Annotated in this window: 14 protein-coding genes; 5 read left to right on the forward strand and 9 right to left on the reverse strand. The window is 71.7% G+C overall.

The features are described 5' to 3' along the window. Positions 1 to 20 precede the first annotated feature (20 nt). The 9 genes from CXY01_RS16840 to CXY01_RS16880 form a co-directional block, all read right to left on the reverse strand. The gene (locus CXY01_RS16840) at positions 21 to 941 is read right to left on the reverse strand and encodes an aldose 1-epimerase family protein (protein WP_146929549.1); all 921 of its coding nucleotides are present in this window, start codon (positions 939 to 941) and stop codon (positions 21 to 23) included. 59 nt (positions 942 to 1,000) lie between these two features. Continuing rightward, on the reverse strand, positions 1,001 to 1,243 hold the full coding sequence (locus CXY01_RS16845) for a hypothetical protein (protein WP_146929552.1): 243 nt from the start codon (positions 1,241 to 1,243) through the stop codon (positions 1,001 to 1,003). Positions 1,244 to 1,508: 265 nt separating this feature from the next. Next, positions 1,509 to 2,756, reverse strand: a complete 1,248-nt coding sequence (locus CXY01_RS16850; RefSeq protein ID WP_146929555.1) for an ATP-grasp domain-containing protein — start codon at positions 2,754 to 2,756, stop codon at positions 1,509 to 1,511. Further along, a complete protein-coding gene (locus tag CXY01_RS16855) occupies positions 2,753 to 3,847 on the reverse strand; it encodes a GNAT family N-acetyltransferase (RefSeq protein ID WP_146929557.1) in 1,095 nt (364 codons plus the stop codon). Before CXY01_RS16855 ends, CXY01_RS16850 begins: the two co-directional genes overlap by 4 nt. 8 nt (positions 3,848 to 3,855) lie before the next feature. Beyond that, positions 3,856 to 4,605, reverse strand: a complete 750-nt coding sequence (locus CXY01_RS16860) for an MBL fold metallo-hydrolase (RefSeq protein ID WP_146929560.1) — start codon at positions 4,603 to 4,605, stop codon at positions 3,856 to 3,858. Further along, positions 4,590 to 5,621 (reverse strand): cytochrome P450 family protein, encoded by a 1,032-nt coding sequence (locus CXY01_RS16865; RefSeq protein WP_146929563.1) that lies wholly within the window; start codon positions 5,619 to 5,621, stop codon positions 4,590 to 4,592. Before CXY01_RS16865 ends, CXY01_RS16860 begins: the two co-directional genes overlap by 16 nt. 2 nt (positions 5,622 to 5,623) lie before the next feature. Next, positions 5,624 to 6,376, reverse strand: a complete 753-nt coding sequence (locus tag CXY01_RS16870) for a class-II aminoacyl-tRNA synthetase family protein (RefSeq protein WP_146929566.1) — start codon at positions 6,374 to 6,376, stop codon at positions 5,624 to 5,626. Next, positions 6,373 to 6,651 (reverse strand): acyl carrier protein, encoded by a 279-nt coding sequence (locus CXY01_RS16875; RefSeq protein WP_146929569.1) that lies wholly within the window; start codon positions 6,649 to 6,651, stop codon positions 6,373 to 6,375. Before CXY01_RS16875 ends, CXY01_RS16870 begins: the two co-directional genes overlap by 4 nt. Positions 6,652 to 6,722: 71 nt before the next feature. Beyond that, on the reverse strand, positions 6,723 to 7,805 hold the full coding sequence (locus CXY01_RS16880) for a DUF3419 family protein (protein WP_146929573.1): 1,083 nt from the start codon (positions 7,803 to 7,805) through the stop codon (positions 6,723 to 6,725). Positions 7,806 to 8,339: 534 nt separating this feature from the next. Between CXY01_RS16880 and CXY01_RS16885 the strand changes: the two genes are divergently transcribed. The 5 genes from CXY01_RS16885 (at position 8,340) to CXY01_RS16905 (ending at position 14,099) form a co-directional block, all read left to right on the forward strand. Beyond that, complete coding sequence (locus CXY01_RS16885) at positions 8,340 to 9,623, forward strand: ATP-grasp domain-containing protein (protein WP_146929576.1); 1,284 nt, start codon at positions 8,340 to 8,342, stop codon at positions 9,621 to 9,623. After that, positions 9,620 to 10,891: an MFS transporter gene (locus CXY01_RS16890; protein ID WP_146929581.1), complete on the forward strand. Its 1,272-nt coding sequence runs from the start codon at positions 9,620 to 9,622 to the stop codon at positions 10,889 to 10,891. The genes CXY01_RS16885 and CXY01_RS16890 overlap by 4 nt, the downstream gene beginning before the upstream one ends. Positions 10,892 to 11,080: 189 nt before the next feature. Further along, complete coding sequence (locus tag CXY01_RS16895) at positions 11,081 to 12,307, forward strand: TadA family conjugal transfer-associated ATPase (protein ID WP_146929584.1); 1,227 nt, start codon at positions 11,081 to 11,083, stop codon at positions 12,305 to 12,307. After that, the gene (locus tag CXY01_RS16900; RefSeq protein WP_146929587.1) at positions 12,307 to 13,170 is read left to right on the forward strand and encodes a type II secretion system F family protein; all 864 of its coding nucleotides are present in this window, start codon (positions 12,307 to 12,309) and stop codon (positions 13,168 to 13,170) included. The genes CXY01_RS16895 and CXY01_RS16900 overlap by 1 nt, the downstream gene beginning before the upstream one ends. After that, positions 13,167 to 14,099, forward strand: a complete 933-nt coding sequence (locus CXY01_RS16905; protein ID WP_146929590.1) for a type II secretion system F family protein — start codon at positions 13,167 to 13,169, stop codon at positions 14,097 to 14,099. Before CXY01_RS16900 ends, CXY01_RS16905 begins: the two co-directional genes overlap by 4 nt. The last annotated feature ends 81 nt before the right edge of the window (positions 14,100 to 14,180 follow it).

Genomic DNA, 14,180 nt, shown 5'->3' on the forward strand with positions numbered 1-14,180 from the left:
TCGACCTGGTGCGGCCCGACTCAGAGGAGCGCGAGACCCCAGGTGATCGTGTGGCTGGCGCCCGGCGCCAGGTGCACCAGGTCGGTCCCGGTGCGGAACGCGTCGGCGATGCAGGTCATCGGCTCCGCAGCGACGCCCCGACGCGAGATCTGCGCGACGGTGTCGCCCGTGCAGACCTGCCAGGCCTGGGTCGCACCGTCCGCCCACATGGCGACCGTGCGCCCGTCCGGGCAGCCCAGCCGGATCCAGGACAGCCCCTGCGCGTCGCGGATCACGTCGACCCACGCGTCGTCCAGGTCGAGTCCTCGCAGCGGGCGCGCGGTGCGCAGCTCGCTGTCCCCGGACGTCGGCTCCGTCCCGGTGGGGAGCAGCCGGTCGTCGACGGTCACGTGCCCGGCGGCGTCGACCTGCAGGGTGCAGTCGTCGACCTGGCCGTCACCGGGCGACAGCCACGGGTGGAACCCGATGCCGTAGGGCGCGGTCGTCGCGCCGAGGTTCGTCCCCTCCGCCGTGACGTGCAGACCGGCATCGGTCAGCGCGTAGGTGAGGCGGACCCGCACCGGCCAGGGGTACCCGTGGGTCGGGACGATGACGTGCTCGAGCGTCACCGACGTCGCACTGGCGTCGGTGGTCTCGAAGGTCGTGGTGGCGACGAGCCCGTGCAGAGCGGTGTTCCGGAGGTGCTCCGAGATCGGCACCTCGAAGTCCGTCCCGTCGTAGCTGTACACGCCGTCGCGCAGGCGGTTGGGCCACGGGGCGAGGACCCCTCCCGAAAACGCCGGCGCGATCTGTGTCTCGTCGAACGGCAGGACGACGTCCCGGCCGTCGACCGTGTACTCGCGCAGGCTGGCGCCGACGGCTGTGACGACCGCGCGCTGGCTCCCCAGCTCGAGGACGTGCTGGCGGCCGGTGGGGAGGGGGGTGGTGAGGGTCGTGGACACGTTCACACGCTAGCGGGCGCGGTGCACGACCCGGCGGAGGTCACGGTGTCCGGCGGGCCTCAGTCGGCGGGCTCGTCGTCGTCCGGGCGGCGGCGTCCGACCAGCACGAGGACCAGGCTGCTGGTGACGAGCCCGACCAGCCCGAGCTCCACCAGGTCGTCGTCCGGGACGGCTGTCGCCGCGAGCGGACCCGCGTGATCGATGCTCGTCGAGGTGGCGTCGGGGCCGGCGGCGTGCGCCGCGGTCGGGAGCAGGACGAGTGCGGTCGCGATCACGACGGCACCGAGCGTTCGAGCGGGCATGGATCGGTGGTCCTCAGGGGCAGGTGCGCGGACGTCGATGCGGCCGCGAAGCGCGGGAAGGCTGGGGTGAGACCAGCGGCCCATCACGGGCCGGGTCCGGAACCGTCGCGGACCTTCGCCGTTCGTGCGTCCTGGCGTCCCCGCGTCTCTCGTCCCACCAGTCTCGTCCTGCACCGCTGCCTCCGGCAGGGCCGAAGGTCCCGGCGGTCTCACCAGCACGACGAGCACCCGCGGGCGGCGGGACTGCTGTCCGCGCCAGGCGGAGCTAGCCGGACGTCGGCTCGACCTCCAGCCGGTAGGCGCGTCGGAGCGACGCGAGCGTGGTCCTGATCCCCGCCTCGTCGCGGGCACGGAAGAAGACGACCCCCGGCGTGGACGACGAGTTGAGGTCCGACGAGATCACGTCTCCGACGCGCATGGTCATGCGCACGTCGATCAGTCCGGGGCAGGCTGCCCGGATCTCGACCTCGGTGGACAGCTCGACGATCCTGCCCGGGCGGATCGGGAGGTTGACGTTGGCGACCACTCCCTCGGTCGCCACGGCGTCGAGCTCCGGTGCACGCCCGAGCGCCACGGACCAGTAGGCCTCCCACAGGTCGACCCCGTGCTGGTGACGGACGGCGTCGACGATCCCGCCACCCGGCGGTCGGCACGCTGCCTCACCGACCCGGAAGCCGTCAGCCGACCGGAACAGCTCGACGTGGGCGATCCCGTCGCGGAGGCCGAGCGCGTCCACCGACCGGGTGGCCAGTGCGAGCGCCTCCGCATGGTCGGGGTGGTCGTGCGGGACGATCCACGACCCGTCGAAGTCGTCGATCTGGCCCAGCAGGGGAGCGAAGTAGATCGAGACGGTGGCGAACAGCACCTCGCCCGCGCGGACGACGGCGTCGACGTGGAACTCCTGGTCCATCGCGACGTACTGCTCCACGGCCACCGGCATCCCGTCGGCACGCAGGCGCTCTCCGACCGGGCCGGTCGCCCAGGCGATCGCCTCGTCCGGCCCGTCGATCCGGGCCACGTCCATGCACAGGGCGCCGACGGACGGTTTGACGATGACGGGCCAGCCCAGGCCGTCCCCAGCAGCTCCGACGTCCGCCGGGTCGAAGACGCGCGTGAAGCGAGCGGTCCGCACGCCCGCCTCTGCCAGTCGACGCTTCATCAGGAACTTGTCGGAGAACGCCAGACCGACGTCGAACGACTCCCCGGGGATTCCGAGCGACGACCGCAGGAAGCCGGCGGTCGCCACACCGAACTCCACCGGCGAGACGACACGGTCCACGGGACGGGACGCCGAGACCCGACGGACGGCCCGGAGCACCTCGGTCGTGTCGCGGATGCTCTCGACCTCGACGACGTCGACCGTGGCCGTGCCGGGCGCTGCTCCACCGCGGGGGAACCGGTGCGGGTGACCGACCTCCGCGACGATGGTCACGTGGTCGGCGCCGGGCCGGTCCAGGAGGCCGAACGGGAAGGCCCGGCGCACGGAGGTGAGGACGACGGCGTGCGCGGTCATCGCCGCTCCTCCCCGGTCGCCAGCGCAGCCTGGACCGCGTCGATCTCCGAGCGGAACGCCGCGGCCTCCGCCGCGGGGAGCTCGGCCAGGACCGGCCGGGCGCGGTCCTCGATCGCCGTCCTCGACGTCGTCGTCCCGGGAGCCACCGCCCAGAGGCCACGGACCCGCGCGCCACGCCGGCACTTGGCCTCGTAGCTGCGGGTGCCCAGGTGCAGGGACCCGATCCCGTTCTCCTGCGCGAACCGGACGGGTGCGTGCAGGAGGAGGACCGCATACTCCGCGGCGTCGTGCAGCGACGCGTAGTCCAGGCCGACCGAGCGGACCGCCAGCTCGTCGCCCCATCGGTAGGCGAGCGAGTATCCCGTCATGCGCGGGCCGTCGAAGACGGCGTGCGCCACGGCCTCGTCGTTCAGGAGCCGCGCCTGTCGGCCGAGGGACGCCGTGAGGCGGTCCAGAGGATGCTCGTTGCCGTACTTGCTCTCGACCTGCTGCAGCAGACGCGCTCCGGACTCGACGACCTCGTCGACCGCCACCTGCCGGAGCTCGAGCCCGCTCTCGGTGAAGCGCCGCCACTCGCGGCGCCAGTTCGTCCTCCGCTGCTTGGAGGTCAGGCCCGACTCGAAGGGCTCGGCCGGCCCGATCCGTTGCACGACGCAGTCGGCGTCGACGAGGTGCACACCGGGCGTCTCACCCGTGAGCGACCGTGCGGCGGCGACGACCCGCGACACGTCCTCCGACGGCAGGTACGGCCACCACCAGGCGCCGTCCACCTCGGGGAAGGCGTCGAGGGCCGCAGCCACGAGCCGGGCCAGCGCGGACGGCGAGTGTTCCCCGCCGACCACCGGGGAGCAGAATCCCCGGCGGCCTCCCAGCAGCAGCCGGGCGCGATCGTCTGCGCTGTCGAGCACCGTCTCGAAGCGGTAGTCCGGATGGCCGTCCTCCGGGCAGAGGTGGGCGACGATGCCGGCACCGTCCTCCGCCAGGTAGGCGGCTCTGCCGAGTCCGTCGGAGTCGACGAACCGCAACCAGTTGGGCGACGAGTAGAAGCTTGCGGGCCGGGGCCAGTCGGACGGGACAGCGCAGCTGATCATTCCTGCCGTCACTTCCTGGTCGCAGGAGTCGCGCCGTCGTCGCTCCACGTCAGCGCGGCATAGCCCGTGGGTGTCGCGGAGGCATCGGGGAGAAGCCGGTCGTGCGATGCCGCCACCGTCCGCCGGTCCGCGAACTCCACGAAGTCCTTGCGGCTGGACAGGTGCAGGTAGATGTTCCGGCGTCGCAGCTCACCGAAGGTGAGTCCCGGTCCGTGCTGGTACCGGTGCCCGGAGTACACGAGCGTCTCGTCGGCGATCTCGCGCCCCAGTCGTCGGACGCTGTCGTAGAGATCCGACGCACAGCCCCCCTCGAAGTGCGTGAAGCCGACGCCTTCAGGGAAGAGCGTGTCGCCGACGAAGAGGTGGTCGCCGACCAGGAAGCTGCAGGACCCGACCGTGTGGCCAGGTGTGTGCATCGCCCTGACCGCGATGGAGCCGGCGTGCACGGTCGCGCCATCGCCGCAGTGCGTCAAGCCGGGCACGTCGACGTCGTAGTAGGCGGCCTCGTCGGCCGACACGTACACGGGCGCCGGCATGAGACGGGCGAGCTCGGCGACACCGTTGACGTGGTCGGAGTGCCCGTGCGTCAGCACGATCGCCTGCAGGCTCCAGCCCTCACGCTCGATCCGCCGGGCGATGCCCCCGCTGTCCCACGCAGGGTCCACGACCACGGCGTGGCCGGAGCTGACGTCCCCGACGACGTACTGGTAGTTGGGGAAGTGCGCCGGACCGGCGCTGCCGATCACGACTCTGTACATCGCCCGCCGACCGTCTCCGAGCCCGCGCACACGCTCGGGTGCTTCGTCAGTGCGTGCCAGGTCGGGTGCCGGAACGTCGACGGCCGAGGCTCGCTCGCCTCGACAGGCGCGTACTCCGACGCATCCAGCTGGACGAGGCCCTCCAGGTACGCCTCGGCCTCGAGCATGGCCAAGCGGTCCCCCGGGCAGCGATGCGCTCCCGCCCCGAACACGTAGCCCTGGGAGCTGCGGCGCGCGTCCGTCTCGTCGAGTCCCGACTGCTCGCTCGCACCGGCCAGGTCCACGTCGAGGATCGCGCCCCGGGGGATCGCGCCGACTCCCGGGACGACGACGTCCTGGGACGCATGCCGAGTCGTCATGCCCAGCGGGGCGTCGCTCGCGAGCATGCGCATGACGAGGTTGCCGGCGCCAGAGCTCCGCAGGTCGTCCCGCACGCCGGACGGATCACGCCACCACGCCGCGGTGACGATCTTCAGGGCGACCACGGTCGTCTCCGCTCCCGCGATCAGGAACAAGGCCAGCTCCGCCGCCCGGGCCTCGTCCGGGAGCCCGGCGAACAGGGGCACCGTCACGTCCCGGGACAGGTCCCGGATGTAGTCCCGCGACCGGGCCAGGCTCTCCTCCGGCTCGGGGAGCCCGCCGAGGGTCCGGACAGCCGGACCGAGGCGGGCGTAGTGCTCGACGGGGTCGACGCCAGGCAGGCCCAGGAGCTCCAGGACGACTCGGTTCGGGATGTAGACGCACCCTTGCAGCAGGTCGTTGCTCGCTCGCGCGCGCGCGAAGCCGCCGGCCACCGCTGAGCTGACCAGCTCCTGCGCCGCGGCACCGTCCGTCCACTGCTTCCCGAACCCGGCCCACCACTCGCGTTTCCTGGTGCGGTGCTCGCTTCCCTCGAGATCGAGCGTGGACACGCCGAGGATCCGACGGGACACCCGGAACGGGTGATCGGCCCGGAACTCCTTGCCGCGGAGCAGCAGGTCCACATCGGCAGGGTCACTGATCGTGACGCGCTCCATGGCTATCCCTCCGTGTCCCGGCCGCCGCCTGCCAGGGAGGGCGCAGGCACGCGTGCAGCTGCGCTCCTGGAGAGGAGCCGGTCGTACCCGAGGCCGAAGCACGCGCTGTAGAGGGGGGCTCCGTCCGCTGAGCGCAGGTGGCAGCTGCGCGCGAACGCCTGGAGATGGAGGTTGACCGAGGCGACGGCGAGTCCGTCGACCACGAACTCGGACTTGAGGTCCTCGGACTCCTGGAACTTCAGGTGGAGGTCCTTCGGGTCGAAGAACGGGTCGCACGCCTTCTGCACGACCGCCGCGACACCGAACTCGTCCGCCAGCAGACGGGGGATGTCCAGCACGACCTGCCCGATCCACTCGTGCACCAGGCCGAGCTCCGTGGACAGGAAGATGAACTCGCGCATGAGGAAGGAAGGCTGACGCTCTCCGTTGCGGTACGTGGTCTCGTTCCGGAAGCACACGTTCTTGTGCGTGAACACGGACGCGCGAGGGAGCAGGCGATCTCCCAGGTGGTTGAAGACCGCGTAGCAGGCGGTGGGTGCCAGGAGGAACGCGGGGTCCGCACCCATCGCGCCCGACACCACCAGTGCATGCTGCGGAAAGCTGCGCACGTAGTGCGTGGCCGTGGCGGAGCCGAGGGGAAGCAGAGGCGAGAGCCTCAGCTCCTCGGCGCCGGCGAACGGGCGGACCCGGGAGAGCGCGTCGTCGATCCTGACCTCGGCATCGCCCGTGACGAGCAGCGGCTCCATCACACTCATACGGTCTCGACGGCGCGGGGGCCGTGAACGGCGGCGATCGTCCGGGGAGTGCGGATGCTGTCGAGGAGCAGGTCCTCCAGCGGCACACGTGTGCCGGTCTCCTCCTCCAGGAAGACGAGCAGCGCCATGATCGACAGGCTGTCGATGATGCCGGTGTGGATGAGGTCCGTGTCGGGTTCGATCGTCGTGCCGGCCAGGGCCTGCGCCGAAGGATTGAGCCCCCGCAGGAGCGTCAGCACGCTCTCCAGGAACTGGTCGTCGTGTGTGGTGGTCATGCTGCTCCACGCCCCTCATGTGTGTGTCCGACGGACGGTTCGTCCGACTCTGCCCAGCCGCGGGCCTGATCTCAGACCAGCTCGCCGACGGTGACCTCGCGGTAGAGCATCGAACGCTCCTGCTGCATCAGCTCCTGGGACAGCTCCGAACGGATCCTCAGGTTGTCGCCGAACACCGACGAGAGCCGGTCCCGGCCGTACATGCTCCGGTGCAGGACGATCGCCCCGTCGGCGGACGCCGCCTCGCGCGCATTCTCCGGAAAAGCGCCGTGCCGGGTGAGGCTTCCCCAGTCGAAGATGTTCGACAGGTAGAAGGCGTCGATTTCTCTGACCGTGCGAAGACATTGATCGACCGTGCCGTTCACCAGCTCCATCTTGTGAATGTTGCGGCGCGCCCGGCTGTATCCGGCCTCGGAAAGATATGCAGGCGTGCCGTCGGCGCGGTCGAAAAGATAACGGCCTACCAGCAGCTGGTGCAGGAAATAGTTGTCCGCGACGGGCCGGTCCGTGATCGCCTCGGTGATCTGCGACGCGTAGAACTCGCCGAACTCCGACTCCGTGCTGCGTGCGGACCACAGCGGGGGATAGAAGTACGACTGGGTCCACCGGCTGAACAGCACGCGGACCGCGGTGTCCCAGCGGTCGTTGTCGAGGTGCTCCGCGTAGAACGCGCGCTGCTCGTCCAGTGACGAGCAGGCGAACAGCGCGTCGACCGCCGCGGTGTCCAGGATGATCTGCGAGAGGTTCTCACCGACCAGGCTGTAGAAGCGGTCCGTGACCCCGCAGCGGTTGATCCCCGACTCGATCCGTGCCAGATGGGTCCGCCAGTACGCCTGTGCCTCCTCGGGCAGCGCGCTCTCCAGCCGGCGGTACGTGGCCAGGCGGTCGGTCGCAGGGCGCTCGCCCACGAACGCCAGGTACTCGTCGAGATCGAGGGAGACGAGCGCGGCGCGCTTCAGGTGGATGAGTGCGCACTGGGCGGGGTTGGCGTCGACGACGACGAGGCTCTCCAGGTCGTCGTCCAGCAGGGAGAACGCCGTGCACCCCCCGGACCCGATGGTGAGGACCCGTCGAGCCTGGTAGCGGTCCTGCAGCTGACGCTCGATGCGCGAGTCCTCACGAATCTGCGAAAAATAGATCTCGCTCAATGGCACCTCGACAGGGAATGTCCTGGACGCACGTCAAGCATCAGTGCTCGGCGGCAGCTCAAAACGACAGAAGTCCGGATGTGGCCTCTTTGGGCGCCGAAACCTTCCCATGAGGGCCGCGGGTGCGTCAAGGCCGGGAGCAGATCCAGCCCGTCTCGAAAAATGGGACCCGATTGACATTGTGCGACCGATATTATTAGGGTCCCGCGTGACCGGATCCGCTATATCCGAGAACGATACAGATTCTCTACGTCCGAATCGTTTCGGGTTTCCGTGCAACTGCACGGACGGGCCCGATACCCGGCTCGACAGCACCACGACCTGCCCCGGCCGAGGCCCTACGATCGGGCCGCAACGGTCCACGTGCCGTTCGTGTCTGCGGGTGCCGGCCCACCCGCTGCACCGCGCGGACCGGACCCGGGTCAGCCCACGTCGACGGAGCGCATCCCGCAGACCTGGTGGACACGGACGTCCAGCGGGACCGACTGATCAAGGAGACCTCGTGGCCGTACCGGACCTCGACGAGGCGGTGGCAGCGCCATGAGCCTCGTCATCGACAACCTCGCGGCACTGCCACCCGGGATCGAGACCATCGCGGTGGGGTTCAGCCGTGCCCTGCTCTCCGACCTCGAAGGGCTTGTCCCTGCCCGGTCCGTGCTGGTGCTCGAGGAGCCGGACGTCATCGCGGCACGCCGGGTGGAGAGCATCATCGACTCGTTCGCCTGTGCCGGCGCGCTCCTCGCTGCCCCGACCCAGGACGAGGACGACGCGCGACGGTTCGCCGCCACCCTCGAGCGCCCGGACGGGGTGGGAGCAGTCGTGCCCGCCGTCGAGTACGGCGTCGTCGTCGCGGCAGCGCTCGCGGACGCCTGGGGCCTGCCGGGCGCCGGCGTCGCGGCCGCCGAGACCCTCCGGGACAAGGCCAGGCTCCGCGCCACCGTCAGCGGCGACGTGCTCCAGCCCGACTGGTCCGTCGTCAGCACGGCGGACGAGGTCGACCGGTTCCGCGCGGAGCACGACGGTCGGTGCGTCCTCAAGCCCTCGAACCGCCAGGCGAGCCTGGGGGTGCACATCCTGGGTCCCGAGTCCGATGCCGCGACCGTGCTCGCCGCCGTGGCTGACGCGGACGAGCCCAGCCTGCGCGCCTCCACGCTGCGCACGGGCGAGCTCCTCGTCGAGTCCGTGCTCGTCGGCCCGGAGATCAGCCACGAGGCGCTCGTCCTCGACGGTCGCGTCGTCTTCGCGAACACGACGGCGAAGCAGGTGCGCCCCGGCGCCCGCCCGGTGGAGACCGGGCACCTCGTCCCCGCACCGCTGCCGGCCTCCACCGCCGATGCGGTCGAAGTCGCGGTCGGGCGGTTCGTCGCAGCCACCGGGTACCGGACCGGCGTCCTGCACTCCGAGTGGATCCTCGTCGATGGACGGCCCCACCTCGTCGAGTGCGCCGGGCGGCTCCCCGGTGACCACATCGACGTCCTCATCGACCTGGCCTACCCGGGAAGCCTGCTCTCGGACTACATCGCCCTCCTGTCCCGACGTTCCACCCCTGGCCGACGCGAGGCCACCGCGACAGCGTCGATCAGGTTCCTCGACCTGCCCGGTGGCGTGGTCGACGCCGTCGACGGCGTCCACGAGGCCACGGTCCTCGACGACGTCGTCGAGGTGGAGGTCGACGTGGTCCCCGGGGACCGGGTCCGCTCGCTCGCCAGCTCGTGGGACCGGGTCGGGCACGTCATCGTGCGCAGCGCCGACGCCGCCAGCGCGTCAGCCGCCGTCGATGCTGCCCTGCGGAGGATCAGCGTCGCGGTGACGGCCGACGGATGAGCGCACGCGGCACGATCTCCCGCCTGTGGACCGGCGTCCGCGACATGCCGGGGCCGGTGCGGACGTTCCTGCTGGTGGCGCTCGTCGACTCCGTCGGCACCGGGGTGTTCCTCGCGGGCGCCGTCGTCTACTACGTCCGGTACGTCGGTCTCGCGCCCCAGGTGGTCTCGGCAGGTCTCGCTGCAGCGGGTCTCGTCGCGCTCCTCACAGCGATCCCGCTCGGCGCGCTCGGCGACCGGTTCGGCGTCCGCCGGATGCTCGTCACCCTCCAGGCCTGCCGCGCGGCGTTCTTCGCAGCGCTCGTCCTCGTCGACTCCCCGGCGGAGTTCATCGTCCTCGTCAGCCTCCAGGCGGCCGCCGAAGGAGCCGTCCCGGCGATGACGCAGGGATTCGTCGCGTCGCTCGTCGGGGAGTCCGGCCGCGTGCGGACGATGGCGCTGATGAGGTCGATCCGCAACGCCGGGTTCTCCGTCGGGGCCCTGCTCGCTGCCAGCCTCGTCGTGGCGTCGACCTCCGCCGGCTACAAGGCGATCGTCCTGGTCAACGCCGCGAGCTTCGCCGTCACGGCGGTCGCCCTCGCACTCCTGCGGCTGCCGCGACTGGAGACCCTCGTGACACGGGAGAGGGTCGGGGTGATCAAGGCCCTCACGTCGTTCCGTGACTGGTGGTACGCCGCCCTCACCGGCGTGCACGCCGTCCTCGCCATGCACATGGTGCTGCTGAGCGTCGTCATCCCCCTGTGGATCCTCGAGCGGACCGATGCGCCTCCCGTGACGGTCTCGATCGTCGTGACCGTGAACGCCGTCCTCGCCACCGTGCTCCAGGTCCCGTTCTCGCGGGGGGTCGAGGGGCTCCGCGGCGGCATCCGGGCCTCCCGCTGGGCGGGGCTCGCGCTCGCCCTGATGTGCGTGCCGCTCGCCCTGGCGGCCGGCGTCGGCCCGTGGGTCGCGGTCGCCCTGCTGCTGGTCGGCACCCTCGCCCTGACCGCCGGGGAGCTCTGGCAGTCGGCGGGGGGATGGTCGCTCTCGTACGAGCTCGCACCGCCCGAGCGGCGTGTGCAGTTCCTGGCCGTGTTCAGCACGGGCATCGGCATCCAGGACGTCGTCGGGCCCCTGCTCGTCGTCGCCCTCGTGCTGCAGCTCGGCTCTCTCGGGTGGGCGGCTCTCGCCGTCGTCTTCCTCCTCGCGACGCTCGTCGTCGCACCCGTGGTCTCCCGGACGGCGACCTCGCGTCCGATCACCGCGGAGAGCGAAGGGGCGTCCGCGTGAACCTCGAACCGTGCGTCGGAGACGCACCGGGGCGCCCCGCGAAACCTTGGACCTCCTCGCCCTGACTCCGGCTCCAGCACGCCAGCGCGGTCCGTCGGTGTCTCCGACTGTGGACAACGGGATGTGCGTCGTCTCCCGGTGCCCTACGTTCGCCCGGGACGAGACCGGACGAATCGGGCAGGGGTGCGCGTGGACGGGGTGGCCATCCTCGAGACCGAGGTGCGCGAGCTGATCCGGCGACGAGGGCTCGACCCGGTCCGGGACCGTCCGGGCGTCCTCGCGCTCGTCTCCGACGCGATCGCCGACTACGACGAGCGCTCGGTCGTCGGAGCGGTCCCGCCCCTGGTGGACGCCGTGGCCGCGCACAAGTCCGTCGTCGACGCGGTCGCCGGGCTCGGTCCGCTGCAGAAGTACCTCGACGACCCCGAGGTGGAAGAGATCTGGATCAACTCGCCCACCCAGGTGTTCGTCGCCCGGCGTGGTGAGGCGGAGCTGACGACGACGATCCTCACGGACGGCCAGGTACGCGACCTCGTCGAGAAGATGCTGAAGGTGTCCGGACGCCGGCTCGACCTGTCGAGCCCGTTCGTGGACGCCAGCCTGCCCGGCGGGGAGCGGTTGCACGCGGTGATTCCCGACGTCACCCGGCGGCACTGGTCCGTGAACATCCGCAAGTACGTGGTGCGGGCCACGACGCTCGACGAGCTCGTCGGCCTCGGCACCCTGACGCTGCACGCCGCCGCGTTCCTGCAGGCCGCGGTCCGGGCCGGGCTCAACGTGCTCGTCTCCGGCGGCACGCAGGCGGGCAAGACGACCATGCTGAACGCCCTCGCCGGTGCGATCCCGGCGCGCGAGCGCGTGATCACCTGCGAGGAGGTCTTCGAGCTGCGGCTCGTCGCGCGGGACTGGGTGGCGATGCAGTGCCGCCAGCCGAGCCTGGAGGGCACCGGCGAGATCCCGTTGCGCCGCCTGGTCAAGGAAGCCCTGCGCATGCGGCCCAACCGCCTGCTGGTCGGCGAGGTGCGGGAGGCGGAGGCGCTCGACCTGCTCATCGCGCTGAACGCGGGCGTGCCAGCCATGTGCACGATCCACGCGAACTCGGCGCGCGAGGCGCTGACCAAGCTGTGCACCCTCCCGCTGCTCGCCGGGGAGAACGTGTCGGACCGGTTCGTCGTCCCCACGGTCGCGTCCGCCGTCGACATCGTCGTGCACCTCGACCTGGACGCGGGCGGGCGTCGGACCGTGCGGGAGATCGTGGCCGTCCCCGGTCGGGTCGAGCAGGGCATCGTGGAGACCGCCGACGTCTTCCACGCGCGGGACCGGCACCTGGTCCGGGCCGACGGCTACCCGCCGCACGCCGACCGGTTCGCGCGCGCGGGCACCGACCTCGCCGCGCTCCTGCGAGGGCGGGGCTGATGGGGGTCGTCGTCGGGCTGCTGCTCGGGGCCGGTGTCGCCTGCATCTGGTGGTCGTTCTGGGCCCAGCCGCCCGGAGCCGCCGCGGCGCGTGCGCCCGGTTGGCATGCCCGTACCCAGGACGCGCTCGTCCAGGCGGGTGCGGCCGGCGTGACGCCCGGAGCGCTGGTGGCGACGAGCGTCATGCTCGGGTTCGTCGTCCTGGTCCTCGGTACCGCGCTGACCCGGATCCCGTCCATCGCGCTGTGCTTCGCGGTGTTCGCGGCGATGGCACCGTGGGCGCTCGTCCGAGGACGGGCTCGTCGGCGCCGCACACGGCTGCGCCAGCTCTGGCCGGAGGTCGTCGATCACCTGGGATCCGGGATCCGCGCCGGGCTGGCGCTCCCGGAGGCCGTGGCCCAGATCGGGGAGCGTGGGCCGGTGGAGCTGCGGCCGGCGTTCACGGCGTTCGCCGAGGACTACCGCGCGACCGGGCGCTTCAGCGAGAGCCTGGACGCCCTCAAGGACCGGCTCGCGGACCCGGTCGCCGACCGGATCGTCGAGGCGTTGCGGCTGACCCGCGACGTCGGCGGCACCGACCTCGGCCGTCTCCTGCGGACCCTGTCCGCGTTCCTGCGGGAGGACGTCCGCACGCGCGGCGAGCTGGAGGCGAGGCAGAGCTGGACCGTGAACGCCGCGCGGCTCGCCGTCGCCGCCCCGTGGATCGTCCTGGCCCTGCTCGCCACCCGCTCCGAGGCTGCCGCCGCGTACGACACCCCTGCCGGGTTCGCGGTCCTCGCGGTCGGGGGAGCCTGCACGGTCGTCGCCTACCTCGTGATGCTGCGCATCGCACGCCTCCCGGACGACCCGCGGGTGCTGCGGTGAGCCCGGGTCTGGTCGGTGCCCTCGTCGGCCTGCTCGGCGGGCTCGGGCTGACGATCGTCGTGCTGCGCCTGCGGTCCCGGCGGATCAGCCTCGACCAGCGGCTCGCCCCGTACCTGCGTCCGCAGCCCACCGCGTCCGGCCTGCTGCGCGCACCCCACGTGCGGGGACCGTTCGTCACCGTCGAAAGGCTGGTGGCCCCGGTGATGACGGACGCCCTCCGGCTGGTGACGCGTCTCGGGTCCCCGGCGGCCGAGCTCCGACGCCGGCTCAGCCGTGCCGGGCGCACCGAGACCGTGGAGCAGTTCCGTGCCGGGCAGGTGGTCTGGGGCGTCCTCGGCCTGGCCGCGGGGCTCGCGCTGGCCCTGGTGCTCGCGGCGACGCGCGGGAGCGGGGTGCTCGCGCTCGTGGTGCTGGTCGCCGTCTGCGGTCTGGTCGGGGTGCTCGGCCGTGACTGGGCACTGACGCGCGAGGTACGCGCCCGCGAGTCACGGATGCTGACCGAGCTCCCGACCGTCGCGGAGCTGCTCGCGCTCGCGGTCGGCGCAGGCGAGGGAGCGATCGGTGCCCTGGAACGCGTCGTGCGGTCGACGCACGGTGAGCTGACCGCGGAGCTCGCCCGGACCCTGGCGGACGCGCGCGCCGGTGCGCCGCTGACCGTGGCGCTGGACAACCTGGCGGACCGGACAGGGCTGCCGGCGCTGGCGCGCTTCGCCGAAGGCGTCGCCGTGGCGGTCGAGCGCGGCACGCCCCTGGCCGACGTCCTGCGCGCACAGGCGCAGGACGTGCGTGAGGAGGGCCGTCGCGCCCTCATGGAGACCGGTGGGCGCAAGGAGGTGCTGATGATGGTCCCGGTGGTCTTCCTGATCCTGCCGGTGACCGTCGTCTTCGCCGTCTTCCCCTCGATGGTGGTCCTGCGGGTCGGTCTGTGACCGACGCAGGAATCGTGCATGGCGCCGTTCTGGTGCCCGATGAAGGGAGTATCGATGACGAGCGGGACCGAGAGTCGGTCG

The sequence above is a fragment of the Cellulomonas xylanilytica genome (genome assembly GCF_007989805.1).
Lineage (GTDB): Bacteria > Actinomycetota > Actinomycetes > Actinomycetales > Cellulomonadaceae > Cellulomonas > Cellulomonas xylanilytica.

Bases quoted from the DNA above. Each gene is read 5' to 3' on its own strand.
- CXY01_RS16900 (WP_146929587.1), top strand. From the start codon at position 12,307: ATGGGGGTCGTCGTCGGGCTGCTGCTCGGGGCCGGTGTCGCCTGCATC.
- CXY01_RS16875 (WP_146929569.1), bottom strand. From the start codon at position 6,651: ATGACCACCACACACGACGACCAGTTCCTGGAGAGCGTGCTGACGCTC.
- CXY01_RS16860 (WP_146929560.1), bottom strand. From the start codon at position 4,605: ATGTACAGAGTCGTGATCGGCAGCGCCGGTCCGGCGCACTTCCCCAAC.
- CXY01_RS16890 (WP_146929581.1), top strand. From the start codon at position 9,620: ATGAGCGCACGCGGCACGATCTCCCGCCTGTGGACCGGCGTCCGCGAC.
- CXY01_RS16850 (WP_146929555.1), bottom strand. From the start codon at position 2,756: ATGACCGCGCACGCCGTCGTCCTCACCTCCGTGCGCCGGGCCTTCCCG.
- CXY01_RS16845 (WP_146929552.1), bottom strand. From the start codon at position 1,243: ATGCCCGCTCGAACGCTCGGTGCCGTCGTGATCGCGACCGCACTCGTC.
- CXY01_RS16865 (WP_146929563.1), bottom strand. From the start codon at position 5,621: ATGGAGCGCGTCACGATCAGTGACCCTGCCGATGTGGACCTGCTGCTC.
- CXY01_RS16870 (WP_146929566.1), bottom strand. From the start codon at position 6,376: ATGAGTGTGATGGAGCCGCTGCTCGTCACGGGCGATGCCGAGGTCAGG.
- CXY01_RS16885 (WP_146929576.1), top strand. From the start codon at position 8,340: ATGAGCCTCGTCATCGACAACCTCGCGGCACTGCCACCCGGGATCGAG.
- CXY01_RS16855 (WP_146929557.1), bottom strand. From the start codon at position 3,847: ATGATCAGCTGCGCTGTCCCGTCCGACTGGCCCCGGCCCGCAAGCTTC.